This is a genomic window from Pseudotabrizicola alkalilacus, assembly GCF_003443995.1.
In the GTDB taxonomy this organism is placed as follows: domain Bacteria; phylum Pseudomonadota; class Alphaproteobacteria; order Rhodobacterales; family Rhodobacteraceae; genus Pseudotabrizicola; species Pseudotabrizicola alkalilacus.
In genome coordinates this window covers 350,282-369,804 of record NZ_QWEY01000001.1, presented here as the reverse complement: position 1 = coordinate 369,804, position 19,523 = coordinate 350,282, and the positions used below count along the sequence as shown (strand labels likewise).

17 protein-coding genes are annotated in these 19,523 nt (G+C 64.6%); 8 read left to right on the top strand and 9 right to left on the bottom strand.

Annotation, left to right across the window (positions count from 1 at the left end; all coding sequences use genetic code 11):
• On the bottom strand, positions 1-939 hold the full coding sequence (locus tag D1012_RS01800; protein WP_118149611.1) for a DMT family transporter: 939 nt from the start codon (positions 937-939) through the stop codon (positions 1-3).
• Positions 940-1,097: 158 nt separating this feature from the next.
• Between D1012_RS01800 and D1012_RS01795 the strand changes: the two genes are divergently transcribed.
• Complete coding sequence (locus D1012_RS01795) at positions 1,098-2,144, top strand: M48 family metalloprotease (RefSeq protein WP_233516986.1); 1,047 nt, start codon at positions 1,098-1,100, stop codon at positions 2,142-2,144.
• A gap of 56 nt (positions 2,145-2,200) precedes the next feature.
• Here the strand turns inward: D1012_RS01795 and D1012_RS01790 are convergent, their stop codons facing one another.
• The 7 genes from D1012_RS01790 to D1012_RS01760 form a co-directional block, all read right to left on the bottom strand.
• Positions 2,201-3,421 carry an SPOR domain-containing protein gene (locus D1012_RS01790; protein ID WP_158569160.1) on the bottom strand — a complete coding sequence of 407 codons (1,221 nt, stop codon included), beginning with the start codon at positions 3,419-3,421 and terminating at the stop codon, positions 2,201-2,203.
• 67 nt (positions 3,422-3,488) lie between these two features.
• Positions 3,489-4,121 carry a uracil phosphoribosyltransferase gene (gene upp, locus D1012_RS01785; RefSeq protein WP_118149609.1) on the bottom strand — a complete coding sequence of 211 codons (633 nt, stop codon included), beginning with the start codon at positions 4,119-4,121 and terminating at the stop codon, positions 3,489-3,491.
• A gap of 2 nt (positions 4,122-4,123) precedes the next feature.
• The gene (locus tag D1012_RS01780; RefSeq protein WP_435530888.1) at positions 4,124-5,095 is read right to left on the bottom strand and encodes an adenosine deaminase; all 972 of its coding nucleotides are present in this window, start codon (positions 5,093-5,095) and stop codon (positions 4,124-4,126) included.
• Positions 5,092-6,288, bottom strand: a complete 1,197-nt coding sequence (locus D1012_RS01775) for a phosphopentomutase (RefSeq protein ID WP_118149608.1) — start codon at positions 6,286-6,288, stop codon at positions 5,092-5,094. The genes D1012_RS01780 and D1012_RS01775 overlap by 4 nt, the downstream gene beginning before the upstream one ends.
• Complete coding sequence (locus tag D1012_RS01770) at positions 6,288-7,595, bottom strand: thymidine phosphorylase (RefSeq protein ID WP_118149607.1); 1,308 nt, start codon at positions 7,593-7,595, stop codon at positions 6,288-6,290. Before D1012_RS01770 ends, D1012_RS01775 begins: the two co-directional genes overlap by 1 nt.
• Positions 7,595-7,987: a cytidine deaminase gene (locus D1012_RS01765; protein WP_118149606.1), complete on the bottom strand. Its 393-nt coding sequence runs from the start codon at positions 7,985-7,987 to the stop codon at positions 7,595-7,597. The genes D1012_RS01770 and D1012_RS01765 overlap by 1 nt, the downstream gene beginning before the upstream one ends.
• Before the next feature lie 65 nt (positions 7,988-8,052).
• Positions 8,053-9,138, bottom strand: a complete 1,086-nt coding sequence (locus D1012_RS01760; RefSeq protein ID WP_118149605.1) for a cupin domain-containing protein — start codon at positions 9,136-9,138, stop codon at positions 8,053-8,055.
• A 139-nt stretch (positions 9,139-9,277) separates the two neighbouring features.
• Here D1012_RS01760 and D1012_RS01755 point away from each other — a divergent pair, with 139 nt between their 5' ends.
• The 6 genes from D1012_RS01755 (at position 9,278) to D1012_RS01725 (ending at position 16,937) form a co-directional block, all read left to right on the top strand.
• Positions 9,278-11,557, top strand: a complete 2,280-nt coding sequence (locus tag D1012_RS01755) for an NADP-dependent malic enzyme (RefSeq protein WP_118149604.1) — start codon at positions 9,278-9,280, stop codon at positions 11,555-11,557.
• 388 nt (positions 11,558-11,945) lie between these two features.
• On the top strand, positions 11,946-12,209 hold the full coding sequence (locus D1012_RS01750; RefSeq protein ID WP_118149603.1) for a YjhX family toxin: 264 nt from the start codon (positions 11,946-11,948) through the stop codon (positions 12,207-12,209).
• A gap of 1 nt (position 12,210) precedes the next feature.
• Entirely contained in the window at positions 12,211-12,711 is a 501-nt protein-coding gene (locus tag D1012_RS01745; RefSeq protein ID WP_118149602.1) for a GNAT family N-acetyltransferase, read from the top strand.
• A gap of 326 nt (positions 12,712-13,037) precedes the next feature.
• Positions 13,038-14,930 (top strand): propionyl-CoA synthetase, encoded by a 1,893-nt coding sequence (locus D1012_RS01735; protein WP_118149600.1) that lies wholly within the window; start codon positions 13,038-13,040, stop codon positions 14,928-14,930.
• Positions 14,931-15,024: 94 nt separating this feature from the next.
• Positions 15,025-15,540: a hypothetical protein gene (locus D1012_RS01730; RefSeq protein ID WP_118149599.1), complete on the top strand. Its 516-nt coding sequence runs from the start codon at positions 15,025-15,027 to the stop codon at positions 15,538-15,540.
• Complete coding sequence (locus D1012_RS01725) at positions 15,537-16,937, top strand: sigma-54-dependent transcriptional regulator (protein ID WP_118149598.1); 1,401 nt, start codon at positions 15,537-15,539, stop codon at positions 16,935-16,937. Before D1012_RS01730 ends, D1012_RS01725 begins: the two co-directional genes overlap by 4 nt.
• A gap of 28 nt (positions 16,938-16,965) precedes the next feature.
• On the opposite strand, the gene D1012_RS01720 is transcribed toward D1012_RS01725, so the two are convergent.
• On the bottom strand, positions 16,966-17,730 hold the full coding sequence (locus D1012_RS01720) for an NAD kinase (RefSeq protein ID WP_118149597.1): 765 nt from the start codon (positions 17,728-17,730) through the stop codon (positions 16,966-16,968).
• Positions 17,731-18,212: 482 nt separating this feature from the next.
• Here D1012_RS01720 and glyA point away from each other — a divergent pair, with 482 nt between their 5' ends.
• Entirely contained in the window at positions 18,213-19,508 is a 1,296-nt protein-coding gene (glyA, locus tag D1012_RS01715; protein ID WP_118150019.1) for a serine hydroxymethyltransferase, read from the top strand.
• Positions 19,509-19,523 lie beyond the last annotated feature (15 nt).

The following is a 19,523-nucleotide window of genomic DNA, read 5'->3' as shown; positions in this document are numbered from 1 at the left end:
TCAGGCTTGCGGCGCGACAGGTTCGCCCGCCCCCGCCCGCAGCGCGATCATGCTGCCCGCCGCCACGATCAACACCATCCCCCCGACCGCCATCGGCGCCAGCAGCTCGCCCCACAACGTCCAGGACCAGAACGCCGAGGCGGGCAGGATGACATATTCAATCACCGAGGCCCGGCCCGCATCGGTGATCTGATAGGCCCGGATCATCATTCCTACCCCCAACAATGACCCCGCCGCCTGCACAAAGGTCCACAGCAGGAAGGGCCCGTTTGGCATTACCCAGCCCCGCATCAGAAAGCCATCCGGCCCGACCGGAGCCACCAACGGGGCAAGCGTCAGCAAAACCATCCCGAGCGCACCGAACAGTCCCAGCGTGGCAAAGAACCCGGCCAGCAGCGTCTCGGCACTTTCCTCCGGGCACCATTCGCGGGTCGCCACATTCCCCAGCGCATAAAGCGCCCCCGCCAACACCGGCAGGACAGCGGCGGCAGAGGCCCCCGATACCGCCTCTGGCCCCAGCACCAGCAGCACACCGACAAAACCGACAGCCACCGCCAGAATCCGCACCGGGCCAATGGCATGGCCATAGGCAAAGCGCGAAATCAGCAGCACAAAAATCGGCGCGGTGAACAGGCCCGCCGCGACAATGGCAACCGGAAGAAACGCCAATGCGCCGAAGTAGATCACCATGGCCAGCCCATGGATCAGACTGCGCGCCACCACCGCCCGCAGATTGACCGGGCGCAGACGCAAGCCCAGCAGCGGCACCAGCAGGCCAAGCAGCGCCAGCGCCATCACAGTCCGGGTAAAATGAAACTGCCACAGCCCATGCTCTTGCGCGATCACCCGCACGTAATTGTCGGTGTAGCCGATCAGCATCGCATAGCCGCAGATCATCCCGGCGGCGGCAAGTGTACGGTCCTGATGTGCGACGGGCATGGGGTATTCCTTTGTCTTTTCTCTGTTGAAGCCTGCCCGGCGATGGCCTGCGCGTCGGAAAACGACACCCGCAGACCTTTCCGGGCGGGCGCAGGGAATGGGGGGGAACACAGTGCGGGTGATTGTGGCCCGAACAGGCTTGGTCTAGTGTCAACCCCATGACAGGCAAGTCTCCGCGCGCCATGACGGCACTGAAACAATATACCCGGCTGGAAAGCGGTGGGCTGTGGCGTGACACGCCCACATCGCAGCGGCGCGAAGTCATCGTGGCGTTTCGCGAGGCGACGCTGGTTCTGTCTGATCCCAAAAGCGAATCCGCGCTCAGCCACTGGTCCCTGCCCGCGATCGAGCGACTGAATCCGGGCGAGCTACCGGCGCTGTTCGCCCCCGGAACCGAGGCGATCGAGACGCTGGAACTGGACGACCGCGACATGATCGCCGCGCTGGAAACCGTGCGCAGCGCGCTGGCCGGGCAGCGGCCAAAGCCGGGGCGGTTGCGCGGCGGGTTGTTGGGCGGCGGCACCCTGCTGGTGCTGGCGCTGGCGGCGTTCTGGCTGCCGGATGCGCTGGTCAGACACACCGCATCGGTACTGCCCGCAGCGACGCGGGCGGCGATTGGGCAGGCCGCCTTGGCCGATGTGCAGCGGCTGACCGGATCGGCCTGCACCACGCCCTTGGGCAGCTTTGCCCTGACTGCGCTTGGCGACAAGCTGTTCGGCCCGCACCGGGCGCAAATCCTGATCCTGCGCGAAGGTCTGTCAGGGTCTGCCCATCTGCCGGGTGGCACAATCCTGATCGCCCGCCGTTTTGTCGAAGATGAGGGCGGGCCGGAGGCACTGGCCGGGCTTGCCCTGATGGAGCGGCTGCGCGCCGAGGCGCAAGACCCGATCCTGCCAGTGCTGAAACACGCCGGGCTGACGGCAACCTTTCGGCTCCTGACCTCTGGCATCCTGCCGGATTCGGCAGTGGCGGGCTATGGCGAAGTGCTGCTGCAAAGGAAGGGCCTCGCCGTGCCCGACGACGTGGCGCTGGCTAGGTTCAAGGCGGCGGGGCTGTCCTCTGCCCCCTATGCCTATGCCATCGACCCCAGCGGCGAAGCCACCATCGCGTTGATCGAGGCAGACCCGCTGGGCGGCCTCGTGCCCGAGCCGTTGATGGCAGACGGCGATTGGGTCAGCCTGCAAGACATCTGTACCACAAACTGAAAAGGCCCCCGACACCGGATGTCGGGGGCCTTTGTCAGTTTACTTCGGCTCAGGCGTCAGCGGATGAACGCATCGCCAAATCCCGCACGGCGGGCGGCAGACAGCGCCGCCTGCGCCTCAGACCGCGATCCGAACGGTCCCGCGAGCACGATCTGCAACGGCTTGCCGTTTTTCGAAATCTTTGACCGGGCAACCGGCAGACCCAAACCCGACAGCCGCGACGACGCCCCTTCGGCATTCGCAGGCTGGCCAAAGGTGCCGACCTGCACATAGCTGCGGCCCGTGCCCTGCTGCGATGCGGCTTTCGGCACAGCCGCTTCTGATTTGGTCGAGGTATAGACCTTGCGGACCACAACCGTTTTGCCCTTTTCCCTTGCCGCATCGGCGACAAGACGGGCCGGCACATCACGGGTCCAGACCTGATCCTGCTGGTCCCAGCCTTGCTGGGTGCCTTTGGCACGGTTGGGGTTCAGGCGGTCATCCTTGAACGCCGGTTTGTACCCCTTTGGCACAACCTGCTGCCCCTGCGACGAGGCAGTCACGCGCTGCTTTTGCCGGGTGCCGATACCTGCGGCCGGATCTGGCCCTTCCAGATAGCCGGAGGGAGCAACGGCAGCCGCACCTGCCAGCAAGCGCGGCGCGCGGGCATGGGCGATGTCACCATCGCCACGGGTACACATCACCACGCTGCCGCCGTTCTGCAGCCGGAACCGTTCGGCCACCGGCGCATCGGTGTAGCAGCCGATCTTGCCAGAGCCCGCAGTTGTCGCCACCCGTTCCGCCGGTTGACGGCGCTGCGCCTCGGGCTTCGGTTGCTGCACCACCACGCGCGGGGCAGGCACGGCGACCGGCGCGGGCACATAGGTTGACGGAGCCACGCCTTGCGGGGCCTGAATGCTGCGGATGCGCGGCGGCGTGGTGATGCTGGCCACGGTATCCATCGGCCGCCGCCCCGTCACTACCGGTTCAGGCGCGCGCGCCACAGGGGCCGGAGCCGCCCGTGGCGGTTCGGCAATGGCCACCTGATTGTTGCCAAAGGTGGGCGGATAGCCACACAGCGGCGCACGATTTCGGCTGACACGCGGCACCCAGTTGGTGCGACCGCCAAGCCCGGCGCGCAGGAAAACACAACCCCGGCTGTCAACATATTGCTGTCCTGTAAAGGACGCAGGCGGCTGCTCACGCGGGCCACCAAAATCACCGGCCGACTGAGCATTGGCAACACTCAACCCGGCCACGACCGCCAGAACGGCAGCCGAAACCAACTTCAACACCATGACTACCCCCAAGTAGCGTATGGGGGATACTGGAATAATATTGTTTCCGAGTAAAGGGATTAACCCGCTATTTTGTGCCAAACATCCGGTCACCCGCATCCCCTAGCCCCGGAACGATATAACCGTGATCATTCAAATGGCTATCGACCGAAGCTGTCACAATCGGAACATCGGGATGTGCCTCTTGCATCCGCCTGATCCCTTCGGGCGCGGCCAGCAGGCACAGAAAACGCAGGTTCTTTGCACCATTGTCTTTCAGCAACTGCACCGCCGCCACCGATGAATTGCCAGTGGCCAGCATCGGATCAACCACGATGCACACCCGGTCTTCCAGCTGCGTCGGCACCTTGAAATAATATTGTACCGGCTGCAGCGTTTCGGGATCACGGTAGAGACCGACAAAGCCGACCCGCGCCGCCGGGATCAGCTCCAGAATGCCATCCAGCAGCCCGTTGCCCGCCCGCAGGATCGAGATCAGCGCCAGTTTCTTGCCCTCGATCACCGGCGCATCCATCGGCTCCAGCGGGGTTTCGATCCGCTTGGTGGTCATCGGCAACTCGCGCGTCACCTCATAGGCCAGCAGCAGCGAAATCTCGCGCAAAAGCTGGCGGAAGGACGCGGTAGAGGTGTCCTTTTCCCGCATCAGGGTCAGCTTGTGCTGGACCAGCGGGTGCGAAACGACGGTCAGATGGTCCAGCATGATCAGGTCTCCAGAAGTTTGCCGATGCGTGCGCGTGTATCGGCATCGCAGAAAGCCGCGTCAAGCGCAGTGCGGTTCAGATTCGCAAAAACCCCGTCATCCCAGTCAAACGCCCGGTTCAGCTCGTCGAACTCGCGCGTCATGGTGGTGTGGAAAAACGGCGGATCATCGGTGCTGACCGTGACCTTGACACCCCGGTCATAGAGCTGGCCGATGGGGTGGCTGCGCCAGTCGGGGTACAGCCCAAGCGCCACGTTCGATCCGGGGCAGACCTCCAGCACGATGCCACGCTCGGCCAGCTCATCCACCAGCGCCAGATCTTCAATCGCGCGCACGCCATGCCCGATCCGCTCCACGCCCAGATCGTTGACCGCATCGCGCACCGATTGCGGCCCGCCCCATTCGCCCGCATGCGCGGTCAAGCGCAGCCCCGCCTCGCGCGCGCAGTCGAATGACCACAGATAATCCTTTGGCGTCAACACCTTCTCATCACCCGCGATGCCAAAGCCCACAATCCAGTCGCCCGCCGTATCGGCGGCACAGCGCGCAACCTCGCGCGCCTTTTCCGGGCCGAAATGCCGGATGCAGGTAATGATGCCGCGCAGGGTGATGCCCATCGTACGCTCAGCCTGATCCGCCGCCTCGCGGATCGCGTGCAGATATTCGCGCCAGGCGCCAATGTCACGACCGCCGCAGAAATCCGGGCTGAGGAAGGTTTCGGAATACACCACCCCGCTGGCGGCACTTTCCTCCAGCACAGCAAGGGTCAGGCGGGCGTAATCTTCGGGCGATTTCAGCACGCTGGTGGCGGCCTCATAGACCTTCAGGAAATCCCAGAAATCCTTGTACTGATAATGCCCGCGCGCGTCGAAAATGCCCGCGATATCCAGCCGCTTTTCCTTGGCCAATCCCCGGATGAACGCAGGGGGGGCTGCCCCCTCCAGATGCAGGTGAAGCTCGATTTTAGGGGTCACAGAAAGGATACTCCGGGGCTGAAAGAGGGAACGCCGAGATGGGCCGCGACACTGGCCCCTACATCGGCAAAGGCGCACAGGCCGATGGGCCGCAGCCCAAGGCCGGTGCCGATCACCGGCACCCGCTCACGCGTGTGCTCGGTGCCGGGAAAGGTGGGGTCATTGCCGTGATCGGCGGTAAAGATCGCCAGATCCTCGGGGCGCAGGGTGGCCAGAAACCGGGGTAGGTTTGCATCAAACCCTTCCAGCGCGCGGGCGTAGCCCGCCACATCGCGCGGATGGCCATACAGGCTGTCAAACTCGACAAAGTTGGCAAAGGTCAACGAACCGGCCTCCGCCTCGTGCCCCAGCCGGACAAGATGTTCGAAAAGGTCAGCATCGGATCTGCCCTTATGCAGCTTGCCGACGCCTTTCATCGAAAAGATGTCACCGATCTTGCCAATGGCATGGGTCATCCGCCCCTGCCCTGCCACCCAGTCCAGCAGCGTCGGCGCAGGCGGGGCAATGGCATAATCCCTGCGGTTCGCGGTACGTTTGAAATCACCGCAGCTGCCGGTAAAGGGGCGCGCGATGACCCGGCCGACCCGTCTTGCATGCAAGGTCGGGGCCAGATCGGCGCAGAGGTTCAGCAGCCGGTCCAGCCCGAACGCTTCTTCATGCGCGGCGATCTGAAATACCGAGTCTGCTGACGTGTAGCAGATCGGCCAGCCGGTCTGCAGATGCTCTTCACAATGCGCCGCGATGATCGGCACGCCCGAGGCGTGGCAGTTGCCCAAGATGCCGTCAGTCCCGGCCAGACGGCAGACCTCGGCCACCAGATCCGGCGGGAACGCCGGTTCGGTCGTTGGAAAATAGGTCCAGTCCCAAGGCACCGGCACGCCTGCCAGCTCCCAATGACCCGAGGGTGTATCCTTGCCGCGCGACACTTCGGTCGCAGCCCCCCACAGCCCGGCGGGCGTGACCCCAAGGCCCGGCGCATCAACGCCGGAAGCCAGCCGGATCGCGGCCCCCAGCCCCAGCCGGTCAAGGTTGGGCATCCTGAGCGCCCCGCTGCGGCCCACCTCGGCCCGGCCCGCCGCACAGGCCTGCGCGATATGGGCCAGCGTGTTCGCCCCGGCGTCACCAAAATCCGCCGCATCCGGCGCGCCACCGCAGCCGACGGAATCCAGCACCACAAGAAACGCCCTCGCCATCAGCTGATCCTTTTCAAGACAAGCGGGCCTTCGTCCAGCACCGAGGTTCCCACACGATACGCCGCCTGCACCGCCCGGATCGCCGCCTCTGCCGCATCCTCGGTCGCGGCATGGACCATGGCAAGCGGCACCCCCGCCCCGATCTCCTCGCCCAGACCGATCAGGTCGGACAGACCCACCGCCGGATGAATCCGGTCGCCCTCACGCAGCCGCCCGCCGCCCAGATGCACCACGGCATGACCCAAAGCCTCGCCATCAATATGCGCGATAAAGCCGTCATCCAGCGCCGGCACCTCGCGCACCACGGGCGCTGCGGGCAGACGGTCGGGCCAGCGTTCGACGAAATCGGCCGGCCCGCCCTGTGCCGCGACCATCCGGCCAAACGCCTCGGCCGCAGCCCCCGACTCCAGCGCCTGCGCAATGCGCGCCGCCCCGTCGTCGGCATCCGCCACCAACCCGCCAAGCGCCAAAGCCTCGCCACCCAAAGCGCAGGTCAGATCCCACAGTGCCGCATTGACCGAGGTGCCGGTCAGCGTCTCCATCACCTCGATCACCTCCAGCGCATTGCCCGCCGCCGTGGCGAGAGGCTGCGACATGTCGGTGATCAGCGCGGTGGTCATGCAGCCCGCGCCCTGCGCGGTGCTGACCAGCGCGCGGGCCAAAGCCTCGGCCCGCTCGGGTGTTTTCATGAACGCGCCCGAGCCGCATTTGACATCCAGCACCAGCCCTTCCAGTCCCGCCGCCAGCTTTTTCGACAGGATTGAGGCGGTGATAAGGTCGATGCTTTCGACCGTGCCGCTGATGTCGCGGATCGCATACAGCCGTTTGTCAGCGGGGGCGAGGTCGGCACTGGCCGCCACAATGGCACAATGCACCCGGCCCATCTGGCTGCGGAACTGATCCTCACTCAACCCGGTGCGGAATCCGGGGATCGCTTCCAGCTTGTCGAGCGTGCCGCCGGTATGGCCCAAGCCCCGGCCCGAGATCATCGGCACATAGGCCCCGCACACCGCCAGCGCCGGGGCCAGCAGCAGCGACACGCAATCGCCTATTCCGCCAGTCGAATGCTTGTCCAGCACCGGGCCCGGCAGATCCCATTCCATCACCCGACCAGAGTCGCGCATCCCCCGCGTCAGCGCCACCCGCCCCTCGTCCGACAGCCCGCGCAGCAGCACCGCCATGGCAAAGGCCCCGGCCTGCGCATCTGTCACCGCGCCCGAGGCCAGCCCGTGGGCAAACCACGACAGCGCATCGGCCGAGGGCGTCGCCCCATCCCGCACTTGCGCGATGATGCTGCGCGCGTCCATCAGGCGCGGTCCATGTGGGCGGCGGTGAACACACCGGGCAGCAATTCACCGACCGTCAGCGTGCGCTGTGTGCCATCGGTGGTGCAAAGCGTGACCTTGACCCCCGCATCGGCAAATTCCGCGATCTTTTGCCGGCACCCGCCGCAGGGCGGCACCGGATCGGGGCTGTCGGCGATCACGAACACCTCGGCAATCCGGGTATCCCCCCCGGCAATCATCGCGGCAATCGCCCCGGCCTCGGCACAGGTGCCCTCGGGATAGGCCACGTTTTCGACGTTGCAGCCCACATAAACCGCGCCAGAGGTGCTGCGCAGCGCCGCCCCAACCAGAAACCGCGAATAGGGCGCATAGGCGCGCAGGCGAACATCAGTGGCAGCTTGCAAAAGGGACATCTTGGGCCTCGGTTCTTGACCAATTGGTCGGGAATTGTGAGCGTATGCCGCCCAAAGCGCAAGGGTCACAAAAGGGAGGTGGCGGGATTGCCCGGCAGCGATACCTCCAGCAGTTCCAGATCCGGTGTCGGATCAGCATAGCGTGTGGCAAGCCCCGGCGGAATGACAAAGGCATCGCCCGGCGACAAGCGGAACGGCGCTTTGCCCTCGCCCTCCAGCGTCATTTCGCCGGACATGACAAAGGTGAACAGGATATCGCCCTCATGGCGGCTCCACGGCGCGGCAGAGCCATCGGGCCGCAGCACCATGACGCTTGCCACGCCCTTGGTGTTGGCGTTGATCGTGGTATCCCGCGCCACAAACCCCGGCAGGCGACAGGGCGCAAACGCCCCCTCCGAGCCTTGGTTGAACACAAACCGCTGGCCTTGCCACTCGCGGTCAGGGCGCAGATACGGGGTGGGCAAGGTCATCTCGTGGTCGATCTCGGTCACATGCTCCGCGGGCACGCCGATCTCGATCACCTCGATCCCGTCGCTGGCCTCCAGCACCCGGTGGCGGATTTCCGGCGGCTGGATAAAGCAATCGCCCGCCTGCAGCCGGATCGGCCCGCCCTGATCTTCATACAGCACATCCACCCAGCCCTTGATGCAAAAGATCAGCTGGAACCCGACGCGGTGGAAATGCACCATATCGGGCACCGGGCCGCCATCGGGAATGCGGATATGGCTGGCGATCATCGCGCCGCCCAACCGGCTGGGCACCAGATCGCGGTAGTGCATCCCGGCGCGGCCAATGACCCACGGGGCCTGATCGGCCAGACGGCGCACGACAAAGGCATGCTCGGTCTGCGGCAAAACCAGCGGCGGGTTCAGATCATCAATCTCGATCCGGGTGCCATTCGGCGCGGTCAGGCTGCGCTGCCCCCCGGCAAAGCCATCGGGGTCTTCGGTCAGAATGCGCAGCGTGCCCGGCGGCTCTTGCGCCCCCTTCTGGATACGCAGGCGCAGCCCATGGCCTGACAGCACCGCCACACTCGGGTCATCGGCGGGATAGATCATATCCAGCCGCATCCCCAGCACCTTTGTAAAGAATGGCAGGTCATTGCGCAGTTCTTGGGTCGGCAGACGGATTTCAGCGCGCGTCTCTGGCATGGATTTTCCCTGTCTTTGCGGCCATGCTGAGCCGGGGATGCAAAATTTGCAAGCCGCTACGCTGCTGGTGGCGCTATCATCCGGTTGGCGGATCAGAATAAATGGTTTAAGGCTAAACCAAATTTTTCGGGAGGCGAAAATGGAAGAAGTGCGTCAGGACAACGCCCGTCAGGCGGCGCTGGATTATCACGAATTTCCCAAGCCGGGAAAGCTGGAGATCCGCGCGACCAAGCCACTGGCCAATGGCCGCGACCTGTCCCGCGCCTATTCTCCCGGCGTGGCCGAAGCCTGCCTTGAGATCAAGGCCGACCCGTCCACCGCGTCACGCTACACCTCTCGCGGCAACCTTGTGGCCGTGGTGTCGAACGGCACCGCCGTGCTGGGCCTTGGAAACATTGGTGCTTTGGCTTCCAAACCCGTGATGGAGGGCAAGGCGGTCCTGTTCAAGAAATTCGCCAACATCGACTGTTTCGACATCGAGGTGAACGAGTCCGACCCCGAAAAGCTGGCCGATATCGTCTGCGCGCTGGAGCCGACCTTTGGCGCGATCAACCTCGAAGACATCAAGGCCCCTGATTGTTTCATCGTTGAACGGTTGTGCCGTGAGCGGATGAGCATTCCGGTGTTTCACGACGACCAGCACGGCACCGCCATCGTGGTGGGGGCAGCGGCCACCAACGCGATGATCATTGCGGGCAAGAGCTTTGATCAAATCAAGATCGTCTCGACCGGCGGCGGCGCGGCCGGAATCGCCTGTCTTGAGATGCTGGTCAAACTGGGGGTGCGGCGCGAGAACATCTGGCTCTGCGATCTCGAAGGTCTGGTCTATACCGGGCGCACGGCCCAGATGACCCCGCAGAAAGCGGCGTTTGCCCAAGGCACCAGCCCCGCCTCGCTTGGCGATGTGATTGCAGGGGCCGACATGTTCCTTGGCCTGTCCGGCCCCGGCGTTCTGACGCAAGACATGGTCGCCCGGATGGCCCCGAACCCGATCATCTTTGCGCTTGCCAACCCGAACCCGGAAATCCAGCCTGACCTCGCGCGCGCGGTGGCCCCCGGTGCGATCATCGCGACCGGGCGATCCGACTTTCCCAATCAGGTCAACAACGTGCTGTGCTTCCCCTTCATCTTCCGCGGCGCGCTGGATGTGGGGGCGACCACGATCAACGACGAGATGAAGATCGCCTGTATCGAAGGCATCGCCGCTCTTGCCCGCGCCACCACCAGCGCCGAGGCAGCGGCGGCCTATACCGGCGAGACGATGTCGTTCGGCGCAGATTACCTGATCCCCAAGCCGTTCGACCCGCGCCTGATGGGCGTGGTCGCCAGTGCCGTGGCCCGCGCCGCGATGGAAACCGGCGTCGCCACCCGCCCGCTGGAAAACCTTGAGGCTTACAAGACCAGACTCGACGGCTCGGTGTTCAAATCCGCCATGCTGATGCGCCCGGTGTTCGAGGCGGCGCGTCAGGCCGAGCGCACCATCGTCTTTGCCGAGGGCGAAGATGAACGGGTGCTGCGCACCGCCAATGCGATGCTGGAGGAGACCACCGACCGGCCGATCCTGATCGGCCGCCCCGAAGTGGTCGAGGCGCGCTGTGAGCGCGCCGGTCTGCCGATCCGGCCGGGCAAGGATTTCCATCTGGTGAACCCGGAAAACGACCCGCGCTACCGCGATTACTGGGGCACCTATGCCGAGCTGATGGCGCGGCGCGGGGTGTCGCCCGATATTGCCCGCGCGATCATGCGGACCAATACCACCGCGATTGCGGCGGTGATGGTGCATCGTGGCGAGGCCGACAGCCTGATCTGCGGCACCTTCGGGCAGTATCTGTGGCATCTGGGCTATGTCCGGCAGGTGCTGGCGCGCGGCGGGCTGCAGCCGGTGGGGGCGCTGTCGATGATGATCCTCGAAGACGGGCCGCTGTTCATCGCCGACACCCATGTCAATGCCGAGCCGACGCCGGAGCAGATCATGCAGACCGTGCTGGGCGCGGCGCGGCATGTGCGGCGCTTTGGCCTGAAACCCAAGGTGGCGCTGTGCACGCAGAGCCAGTTCGGGAACATGGAGAATGAAAAGGCGCAGCGGATGCGGGCGGCGCTGGAACTGCTGGACGCGCGCGAGCCGGACTTTGCCTATGAGGGCGAGATGAACGTCGACTCGGCGCTGGATCAGGCCCTGCGGGACCGGTTGCTGCCGGGCTCGCGGTTCGAGGGGGCGGCCAACGTGCTGGTCTTTGCCAGCGCGGATGCGGCGTCAGGGGTGCGCAACATCCTGAAAATGAAGGCCGGCGGGCTGGAGGTCGGGCCGATCCTGATGGGGATGGGCAACAAGGCCCATATCGTGACCCCGTCAATCACGGCGCGGGGCCTGCTGAACGTCTCGGCCATCGCGGGCACGCCGGTGGCGCATTACGGGTGATAGGGCTTCCCCCTGTGTTACAGCAGGGGGAAGTGTTTTGAATCAATGGGTTGACCTGTTGGATTTTACGATTTCTTAACCTTTGAGCCGCAAAACCAGCCTCTCACCGGGTCTTTCAGCGCAAATCGCTTTAACCCGGTGTGGCGCAATAAACTCTAATTATCACCGATCTTTGGCGACGGCGGCCAGTCTGCCGGGGTTGCCACCAATGCGTGCATTCCCTATCTTCTCGTGTGAGAGGCGACAGTGTGCGCCTTTCTGTCAACGGAGATTGGATGTCAGAGCTTGTGTAATAAGGCTCTCTGAGACGCAGAGAGCCTCGTGATACCTGAGCCGCCTGGCGCAGTTGCGCCCGGGCGTTTTATCACGTCTTTCACAAGAGACTTCCATGAACATCTCAAGACTTGAACAACGTGCGTTGCACGTTCTGGCTCTGGGTGGCCTGATCCTGCACGAGCGGGAACACGGGTCCAAAGTCACCTCGGTCACCTGCGTCACGCGCGAAGGGATGATCCTTTCCGATTTTGACCTGACGATCTTTAACAGATTGCGGCGCAAACGGCTGATCGAATCCCATTCCGGCAATCCCTATCGCATCTCGAAACGCGGGCGCATCTCTGTCCGCGCGCAACTTGACAATCAAGGAGCATAACATGCTGATCCGAAATGAAATCGCCGGTGACATTCCCGCGATCCGTGCCACTGTGACCAAGGCCATGCGGCTGCTGAAGCAGGCCACGGGAACCGAGGCGCGCATCGTTGACTGGCTGCGGGCAGAGGATGCCCTGACCCTGTCGCTCGTGGCCGATGACAGGGGAGAGGTGATCGGCTATCTCGCAGCCTCGGAGGCCCGGATCGGGGCGCAGGGCGGCTGGGGCCTGATCGGGCCACTTGCGGTTCTGCCGTCGCGACACCGTCAGGGGATAGGCAGCGCCCTTATGGTCGAGGCCATCCGTCGCTTGAAAGCGACATGCCGGGGCGCAGTCCTGATAGGCTCTCCCCGGTATTACCATCGGTTCGGCTTCAGAACATTCCCCGGCCTGAAAGTCGAAGGGTGTCCGCCAGAGGTCGTTCTGGCCTTGCCGTTCGACGCGACAGAACCGAAAGGCGAAGTGATCCATCACGCCGCCTTCGGTCTGGATCAACACCGGTAAAAGAAGCCTTGGGCCGCACAGCTTGTCAGTGCGGCCCAGGCTATCCGGCCTTCGGGCGCATCATCGCAACAGCCTGCATTCTTGCATTCGCTGCGCAGAACGCTTGGGCAAAAGATTCGCACGCACATCCAAGCAAACTTTGCAAAGCTGTCCAGTATCATCGATATCATTACCAAAGCAGCCAAGTTTGCAAAAATTTGCACCCAAAACAGACGCATTTCTGCAAACATAATGTCGCAACCCCGTCCTGTCCGGCGGTAACATCGTTGCGCGTTCGGCCAGCGATGCCGTAACAAACGTGCAAGCGTTGGGAGGAGGCGCGCAGGATGGGTTATTCCGATATCTATGCTAAATGGCAGGCCAACCCCGAGGTCTTCTGGATGGAGGCTGCGGGGGCGATTGACTGGGTCCGCAAGCCGACCCGTGCCCTCAACGACGACCGCGCGCCGCTGTATGAGTGGTTTACCGACGGCACGGTCAACACCTGCTGGAACGCGGTGGACCGGCATGTGCTGGCCGGGCGTGGCAAGCAGCCTGCCATCATCCATGACAGCCCGGTGACCGGCACCAAGCATGTGATCACCTATGCCGAGCTTCTGGACCGGGTGTCGCGGCTGGCCGGAGCGCTGAAAGCCCATGGCGTGACCAAGGGCGACCGGGTGATCATCTATATGCCGATGGTGCCCGAGGCGCTGGAGGCGATGCTGGCCTGCGCCCGGCTGGGGGCGATCCATTCGGTGGTGTTCGGCGGTTTTGCGGCGGCCGAACTGGCGGTGCGGATTGATGATTGCAAACCCAAGGCCATTATCGCGGCCAGCTGTGGCGTCGAACCGGCGCGCGTGGTGCATTACAAGCCGCTGCTGGATGGCGCGATCGAGATGGCGACCCACAAGCCGGAATTCTGCGTGATCTTTCAGCGCGAGCAGGAAGTGGCGAAGCTGATCGACGGGCGCGATCTGGCCTGGCACACCTTCCAGTACGGCGTCGAGCCAGCAGACTGCGTGCCGGTCGAGGGCAATCACCCGGCCTATATCCTCTATACTTCCGGCACAACCGGCGCACCCAAGGGCGTGGTGCGGCCGACCGCCGGGCATCTGGTGGCGCTGAACTGGACCATGCGCGCGATCTACAATTGCGGCGTGGGCGATGTGTTCTGGGCGGCGTCGGATGTGGGCTGGGTCGTGGGGCACAGTTACATCTGCTACGCGCCGCTGATTGCGGGCTGCACCACGGTGGTGTTTGAAGGCAAGCCGGTGGGCACGCCGGATGCGGGCACGTTCTGGCGGGTGATCGAAGAGCACAAGGTCAAGACCTTCTTTACCGCCCCCACCGCGCTGCGCGCGATCAAACGCGATGACCCGGAGGGGCTGTTGATGGCGGATTACGACACCTCCAGCATGCAGGCGTTGTTTCTGGCGGGCGAACGGGCCGACCCGGATACCGTGCAGTGGGCCGGGCGGCATCTGAATGTGCCGGTGATCGACCACTGGTGGCAGACCGAGACCGGATTTGCCATTGCGGCCAACCCCTTGGGCCTTGGGCTGTTGCCGATGAAGATCGGCAGCCCGGCGGTTGCGATGCCCGGCTTTGACGTGCGGGTGCTGGATGAGGGCGGGCATGAGGTGTCGCCCGGCACTTTGGGGGCCATCGCGATCAAGCTGCCGCTGCCGCCGGGCACGCTGCCGACGCTGTGGAATGCCGAAGAGCGGTTCGTGAAATCGTACCTGTCGCATTTCCCCGGCTGTTACGAGACCGGCGATGCGGGCTATGTCGATGCGGATGGCTATCTGTATATCATGGCGCGCACCGATGACGTGATCAACGTCGCCGGGCACCGGCTGAGCACCGGCGCGATGGAAGAAGTGCTGGCCGGGCACAAGGATGTGGCCGAATGCGCGGTGATCGGGGTCGCGGATGCGCTGAAGGGGCAATCGCCGCTTGGGTTCCTGTGCCTGAACAAAGGCGTTGACCGCGCCCCTGCCGATGTGGTGGCCGAATGTGTGCGGCTGATGCGCGACAAGATCGGCCCGGTCGCCGATTTCAAGCGCGCCGTGGTGGTGGAGCGGTTGCCAAAGACCCGCTCGGGCAAGATCCTGCGCGCGACCATGGTGAACATCGCCGATGGCAAGCCGTGGAAAATGCCCGCCACCATTGATGATCCGGCGATTCTGGACGAGATCACGGCGGTCTTGCAGGGGATTGGTCTGGCAAAGGGCTGAGTCGGGGGTGGTTTGGGGAGGCCAACTGCGGCGCGGCAAAGCTTGTGACCCGAAAGCCATTGGACTGGCGCATTCGTTAAGATAGACTCGCGTTATGGTTGACCCGTTTGCCGCGCCCCTTCCCGATCCGACGCCACAGCTTCAGGCTTTGCGTGCTGCCCTGACCCGTCTTGCCGGATCGACGCTGCCGGCTCCGGCGCGGATGGCGCTGGCCGAGGCGCAGATGGCGCTGTCGGCGCTGGAAAGCCTGTACAGCGGCGCGGTTGACCGCAGCGTTTTTGATGCGCTGATGGCGATGGCAGGGCCGGAGGTGGCGCCCGAACTGGTGGCGCAGATGGCGGCGGATCTTCGGGCGGTGCGGCTGGCGTTGGCGGCGGCCCTGGACGGGGCCAACTGGGCCGGGATCAGGGCACAGACCCATGTGCTGGTGGCGCTGGCCGGATCGGCGGGCGCGCGCGGGCTGGAACAGGCGTCACAGGCGCTGAATCTGGCGGCGCATGAGGCGGATGCGATCCGGGTGCGGGCGCTGGGACCGGGGATACTGGCCGGGCTGGACGGGCTGATCCGGTTTGTCGAAGCGGCGGACAGCGGCAGGGCGGCTGGAAAATGACCGGGCCGGTGCCCTCACCCTTGCTGCTGATCGAGGATACGCCGTCTTTGCAGATGGTCTATCGCTCTGTGCTGCAAACGGCGGGGCATACGGTGCAGGCGGCCTCAAATGCCGCCGAGGGAATGCGCCTGTTTCAGGAAACCGGCGCGGTGACGGTGCTGCTGGACCTGATGCTGCCAGATCGGGACGGGCTGGCGGTGATGCGCGAAATGCTGGCGCTGCGGCCCGAAACGCGGGTGATCGTGATCACCGCAAATGCCAGCATCAACCGCGCGGTCGAGGCGATGCGGGCCGGGGCGCATGACTTTCTGGTCAAGCCGTTTGACGAGGTGCGGTTTCTGGGGGCGGTGGCCAATGCCAGTGGCGCGACGGGGACTTTACCCAAACCAGCGCAAAAGCGGGCGGTGACGGCGGAACCAGACGTGGTGGCCGAGGTGTTCATCGGCTCTTCCGCCGCGATGCGCCGGGTGCAGACGACAATCCGTTCGGTGGCGGGGTCGATGGCCACGGTGTTCATCACCGGCGAAAGCGGCACCGGCAAAGAGCTGTGCGCGGTCGCGGTACATGCGGGGAGTCCGCGTGCGGGCGGGCCGTTCATCGCGCTGAACTGCGGTGCAATCCCGCAGGATCTGCTGGAGTCGGAAGTGTTCGGCCATATGAAGGGCAGCTTTACCGGCGCGATTTCCGACAAGCAGGGCGCGGCGGCGGCGGCGGATGGCGGCACGCTGTTTCTGGACGAGATCTGCGAAATGGCCCCGGCGTTGCAGACAAAGCTGCTCCGGTTCCTGCAGACCTCGACGGTGCAGCCGGTGGGGGCGGTTCGGCCACGCAAGGTGAATGTGCGCATCGTCTGCGCCACCAACCGCGACCCCGCCGAAGCGGTGCGCCGGGGTGAGTTCCGCGAGGATCTGTATTACCGGCTGTTTGTGGTGCCGGTTCACATGCCGGCGCTGCGTGACCGGGGCGAGGACGTGGTAGAGATTGCCGAAATCGCGCTGGAGCGCTTTGCCCGGGAAGAGGGGCGACAGTTTGACGGGTTTGACCCCGAGGTGCTGGATCTGTTCCGCAGGCTCAGCTGGCCGGGAAATGTGCGGCAGGTGCTGAACGTGATCCGCAACATCGTCGTGCTGCATCCGGGCGGGCGGGTCACGCTGGCGATGCTGCCCGACTCGTTGCAGCGCGCAGAGCCGGTGACCGGTGCTGCGCCCAAGCCTGATGCCACTGGCGGTCTGGACAGCCTGATCGGGCGCAGCATGGCCGAAATCGAACGGCTGGTGATCGAGGAAACCATCGCCCGCAACGGCGGGTCGGTGCCAAAGGCAGCGCGGGTGCTGGAACTGTCACCCTCCACAATCTATCGCAAGCTGGAGGGCTGGGGCCTCAAGCCGCAGCTCTGACGCTGCGGGCCGCAGCGGCCCGGTTGCGTCAGGCGAATTGCTCGACCAGCAGACGCTCTTCCAGACCATGGCCGGGGTCGAACAGGACGTGGTGGCAGATCGTCGGGTCAGATCGGATTTCGACCGAGATCACATCGCGCACCGACCGGCCATCGGCATCGGCCATCACCGGGCGCTTTTCGGCATCGCGCACCTCGATCCGCACCACGGCGGTTTTCGGCAGCAAGGCCCCACGCCAGCGGCGGGGGCGAAACGCCGCAACAGCCGTCAGCGCCAGCACATCGGAGCCGATCGGCAGGATCGGACCATGGGCGGAATAGTTATAGGCGGTGGACCCGGCAGGCGTGCACAGCAAAGCGCCGTCACAGACCAGCTCTTCCAGCCGCAGCTTGCCATCGACATAAATCGCCAGCTTGGCCGCCTGTGGCCCTGCCCGCAGCATCGACACCTCGTTGATCGCCAAAGCTTCGACCACGCGGCCCGTTGCGGTGGTGGCGCGCATGTGCAGCGGGTTGATCACGGTTTCTTCGGCCAGTGCCAGCCGTTCGGCCAGCCCGTCGGCGTCGAACGCGTTCATCAGAAAGCCAACGGTGCCGCAGTTCATGCCGTAAACCGGCAGACCCGCGCTTTGGGTATCATGCAGGGTTTGCAGCATGAACCCGTCGCCACCGAGGGCCACGACCACAGTGGCCCGCCCCAGCGGGGTCTGCCCATGCCGCGCCGTCAGCTCGGACAGGGCCAGCTGGGCGGCGGGGGTGGCACTGGCGCGAAAGGCAATTCTGGATGTGGGCAAGGCGGTTCTCCCTTGGGCACAGTCTTGACGGGCCGGGCGCGGGAACTCAAGCCTTGCTGCGCGTTGAGAGGCGCAGATGCACAAACAAGACCTGTCCGGCGCCAGACTCTGCTGAATTTGGCGCGTGGCGGCAGCGCCCCCCCACCCCAGCCCTCCCCCACAAGGGGGGAGGGAGGCACTGGGGCAGGTGGCGGTCTTTACAGATCGGACGCAAGGCGGGTGCCACGCGGCCCCCTCCCCCTTGTGGGGAGGGATGGGGTGGGGGGCGCGGTTGGAACAGGGCGCGTCCGCCAGACGCCCTTCGGCACACCGGATGAAAGTCATGATGTGACCGCCCAGGCCCGCACAAGCGACCTCGCGTCACCTTTATGCCCGCAAATTTCGCGCTGATCCGGGGATGCGTCGTTTTCCTCCCTTTCCCGGAGGCGGGGCTTGGTCTAAATGGGCGCTATCCCGACCCCCGGATCTGGCAGGAGACGCCCATGAACGCCCCGCACCGTGACAACGGCTTTTTCACCGAAACTCTGGCCTCACGCGACCCCGAGCTGTTTGGCTCGATCACGCAAGAGCTGGGCCGTCAGCGCCATGAGATCGAACTGATTGCCAGCGAAAACATCGTGAGCCGCGCCGTGATGGAGGCGCAAGGCTCGGTGATGACCAACAAATATGCCGAAGGCTATCCGGGCAAGCGCTATTACGGCGGCTGCCAATATGTCGATATTGCAGAAAATCTGGCGATTGACCGCGCGCGGCAGCTGTTTGGCTGTGAGTTCGCCAATGTGCAGCCCAATTCCGGGTCTCAGGCCAACCAGGGCGTGTTTCAGGCGCTTCTGCAGCCGGGTGATACAATTCTGGGCATGTCGTTGGATGCTGGCGGCCACCTGACCCATGGCGCGGCCCCCAACCAGTCGGGCAAATGGTTCAACGCCGTGCAATACGGCGTGCGCAAGCAGGATCTTTTGCTGGACTATGACCAGCTGGCGGAACTGGCGGCAGAACACAAACCGAAGATGATCATCGCGGGCGGCTCGGCCATTCCGCGCATCATCGACTTTGCCCGGATGCGCGAGATTGCGGATTCCATCGGGGCCTATCTGCTGGTCGATATGGCGCATTTCGCCGGGCTGGTGGCGGCGGGTCTGTACCCCTCGCCCTTCCCACATGCGCATGTCGCGACCACGACCACCCACAAGACCCTGCGCGGGCCACGTGGCGGCATGATCCTGACCAATGACGAGGCGCTGTCGAAAAAGATCAACTCGGCAATCTTCCCCGGCATTCAGGGCGGGCCGCTGATGCATGTGATCGCCGCCAAAGCGGTCGCCTTTGGCGAGGCGCTGCGGCCGGAGTTCAAGACCTATCAGGCGCAGGTGATCAAGAATGCGCAGGCGCTGGCGGATCAGCTGATGAAGGGTGGTCTGGACATCGTGACCGGCGGCACCGACAGCCATCTGATGCTGGTGGACCTGCGCCCCAAGGGCGTGAAGGGCAATGCGACCGAAAAGGCTCTGGGCCGGGCGCATATCACCTGCAACAAGAACGGCATTCCGTTTGACACCGAAAAGCCGACCATCACTAGCGGCGTGCGTCTGGGCACCCCGGCGGGCACGACGCGCGGCTTTGGCGAGGAAGAGTTCCGCCAGATCGGTCGCTGGATCACCGAAGTGGTAGACGGGCTGGCCGCCAATGGCGAAGAGGGCAACGCGGCGGTGGAAGAGCGGGTGAAAGCCGAGGTCGAGGCGCTGTGCAAGCGGTTCCCGATTTACCCCGAGCTGTAAGACTTGTGACTTTGC

What these genes read in the sequence shown, in the direction of transcription:
- D1012_RS01800 (WP_118149611.1), bottom strand. Translation starts at nt 939, where the DNA reads ATGCCCGTCGCACATCAGGACCGTACACTTGCCGCCGCCGGGATGATC.
- D1012_RS01795 (WP_233516986.1), top strand. Translation starts at nt 1,098, where the DNA reads ATGACAGGCAAGTCTCCGCGCGCCATGACGGCACTGAAACAATATACC.
- D1012_RS01790 (WP_158569160.1), bottom strand. Translation starts at nt 3,421, where the DNA reads ATGGTGTTGAAGTTGGTTTCGGCTGCCGTTCTGGCGGTCGTGGCCGGG.
- upp (WP_118149609.1), bottom strand. Translation starts at nt 4,121, where the DNA reads ATGCTGGACCATCTGACCGTCGTTTCGCACCCGCTGGTCCAGCACAAG.
- D1012_RS01775 (WP_118149608.1), bottom strand. Translation starts at nt 6,288, where the DNA reads ATGGCGAGGGCGTTTCTTGTGGTGCTGGATTCCGTCGGCTGCGGTGGC.
- D1012_RS01770 (WP_118149607.1), bottom strand. Translation starts at nt 7,595, where the DNA reads ATGGACGCGCGCAGCATCATCGCGCAAGTGCGGGATGGGGCGACGCCC.
- D1012_RS01765 (WP_118149606.1), bottom strand. Translation starts at nt 7,987, where the DNA reads ATGTCCCTTTTGCAAGCTGCCACTGATGTTCGCCTGCGCGCCTATGCG.
- D1012_RS01760 (WP_118149605.1), bottom strand. Translation starts at nt 9,138, where the DNA reads ATGCCAGAGACGCGCGCTGAAATCCGTCTGCCGACCCAAGAACTGCGC.
- D1012_RS01755 (WP_118149604.1), top strand. Translation starts at nt 9,278, where the DNA reads ATGGAAGAAGTGCGTCAGGACAACGCCCGTCAGGCGGCGCTGGATTAT.
- D1012_RS01750 (WP_118149603.1), top strand. Translation starts at nt 11,946, where the DNA reads ATGAACATCTCAAGACTTGAACAACGTGCGTTGCACGTTCTGGCTCTG.
- D1012_RS01745 (WP_118149602.1), top strand. Translation starts at nt 12,211, where the DNA reads ATGCTGATCCGAAATGAAATCGCCGGTGACATTCCCGCGATCCGTGCC.
- D1012_RS01735 (WP_118149600.1), top strand. Translation starts at nt 13,038, where the DNA reads ATGGGTTATTCCGATATCTATGCTAAATGGCAGGCCAACCCCGAGGTC.
- D1012_RS01730 (WP_118149599.1), top strand. Translation starts at nt 15,025, where the DNA reads ATGGTTGACCCGTTTGCCGCGCCCCTTCCCGATCCGACGCCACAGCTT.
- D1012_RS01725 (WP_118149598.1), top strand. Translation starts at nt 15,537, where the DNA reads ATGACCGGGCCGGTGCCCTCACCCTTGCTGCTGATCGAGGATACGCCG.
- glyA (WP_118150019.1), top strand. Translation starts at nt 18,213, where the DNA reads ATGAACGCCCCGCACCGTGACAACGGCTTTTTCACCGAAACTCTGGCC.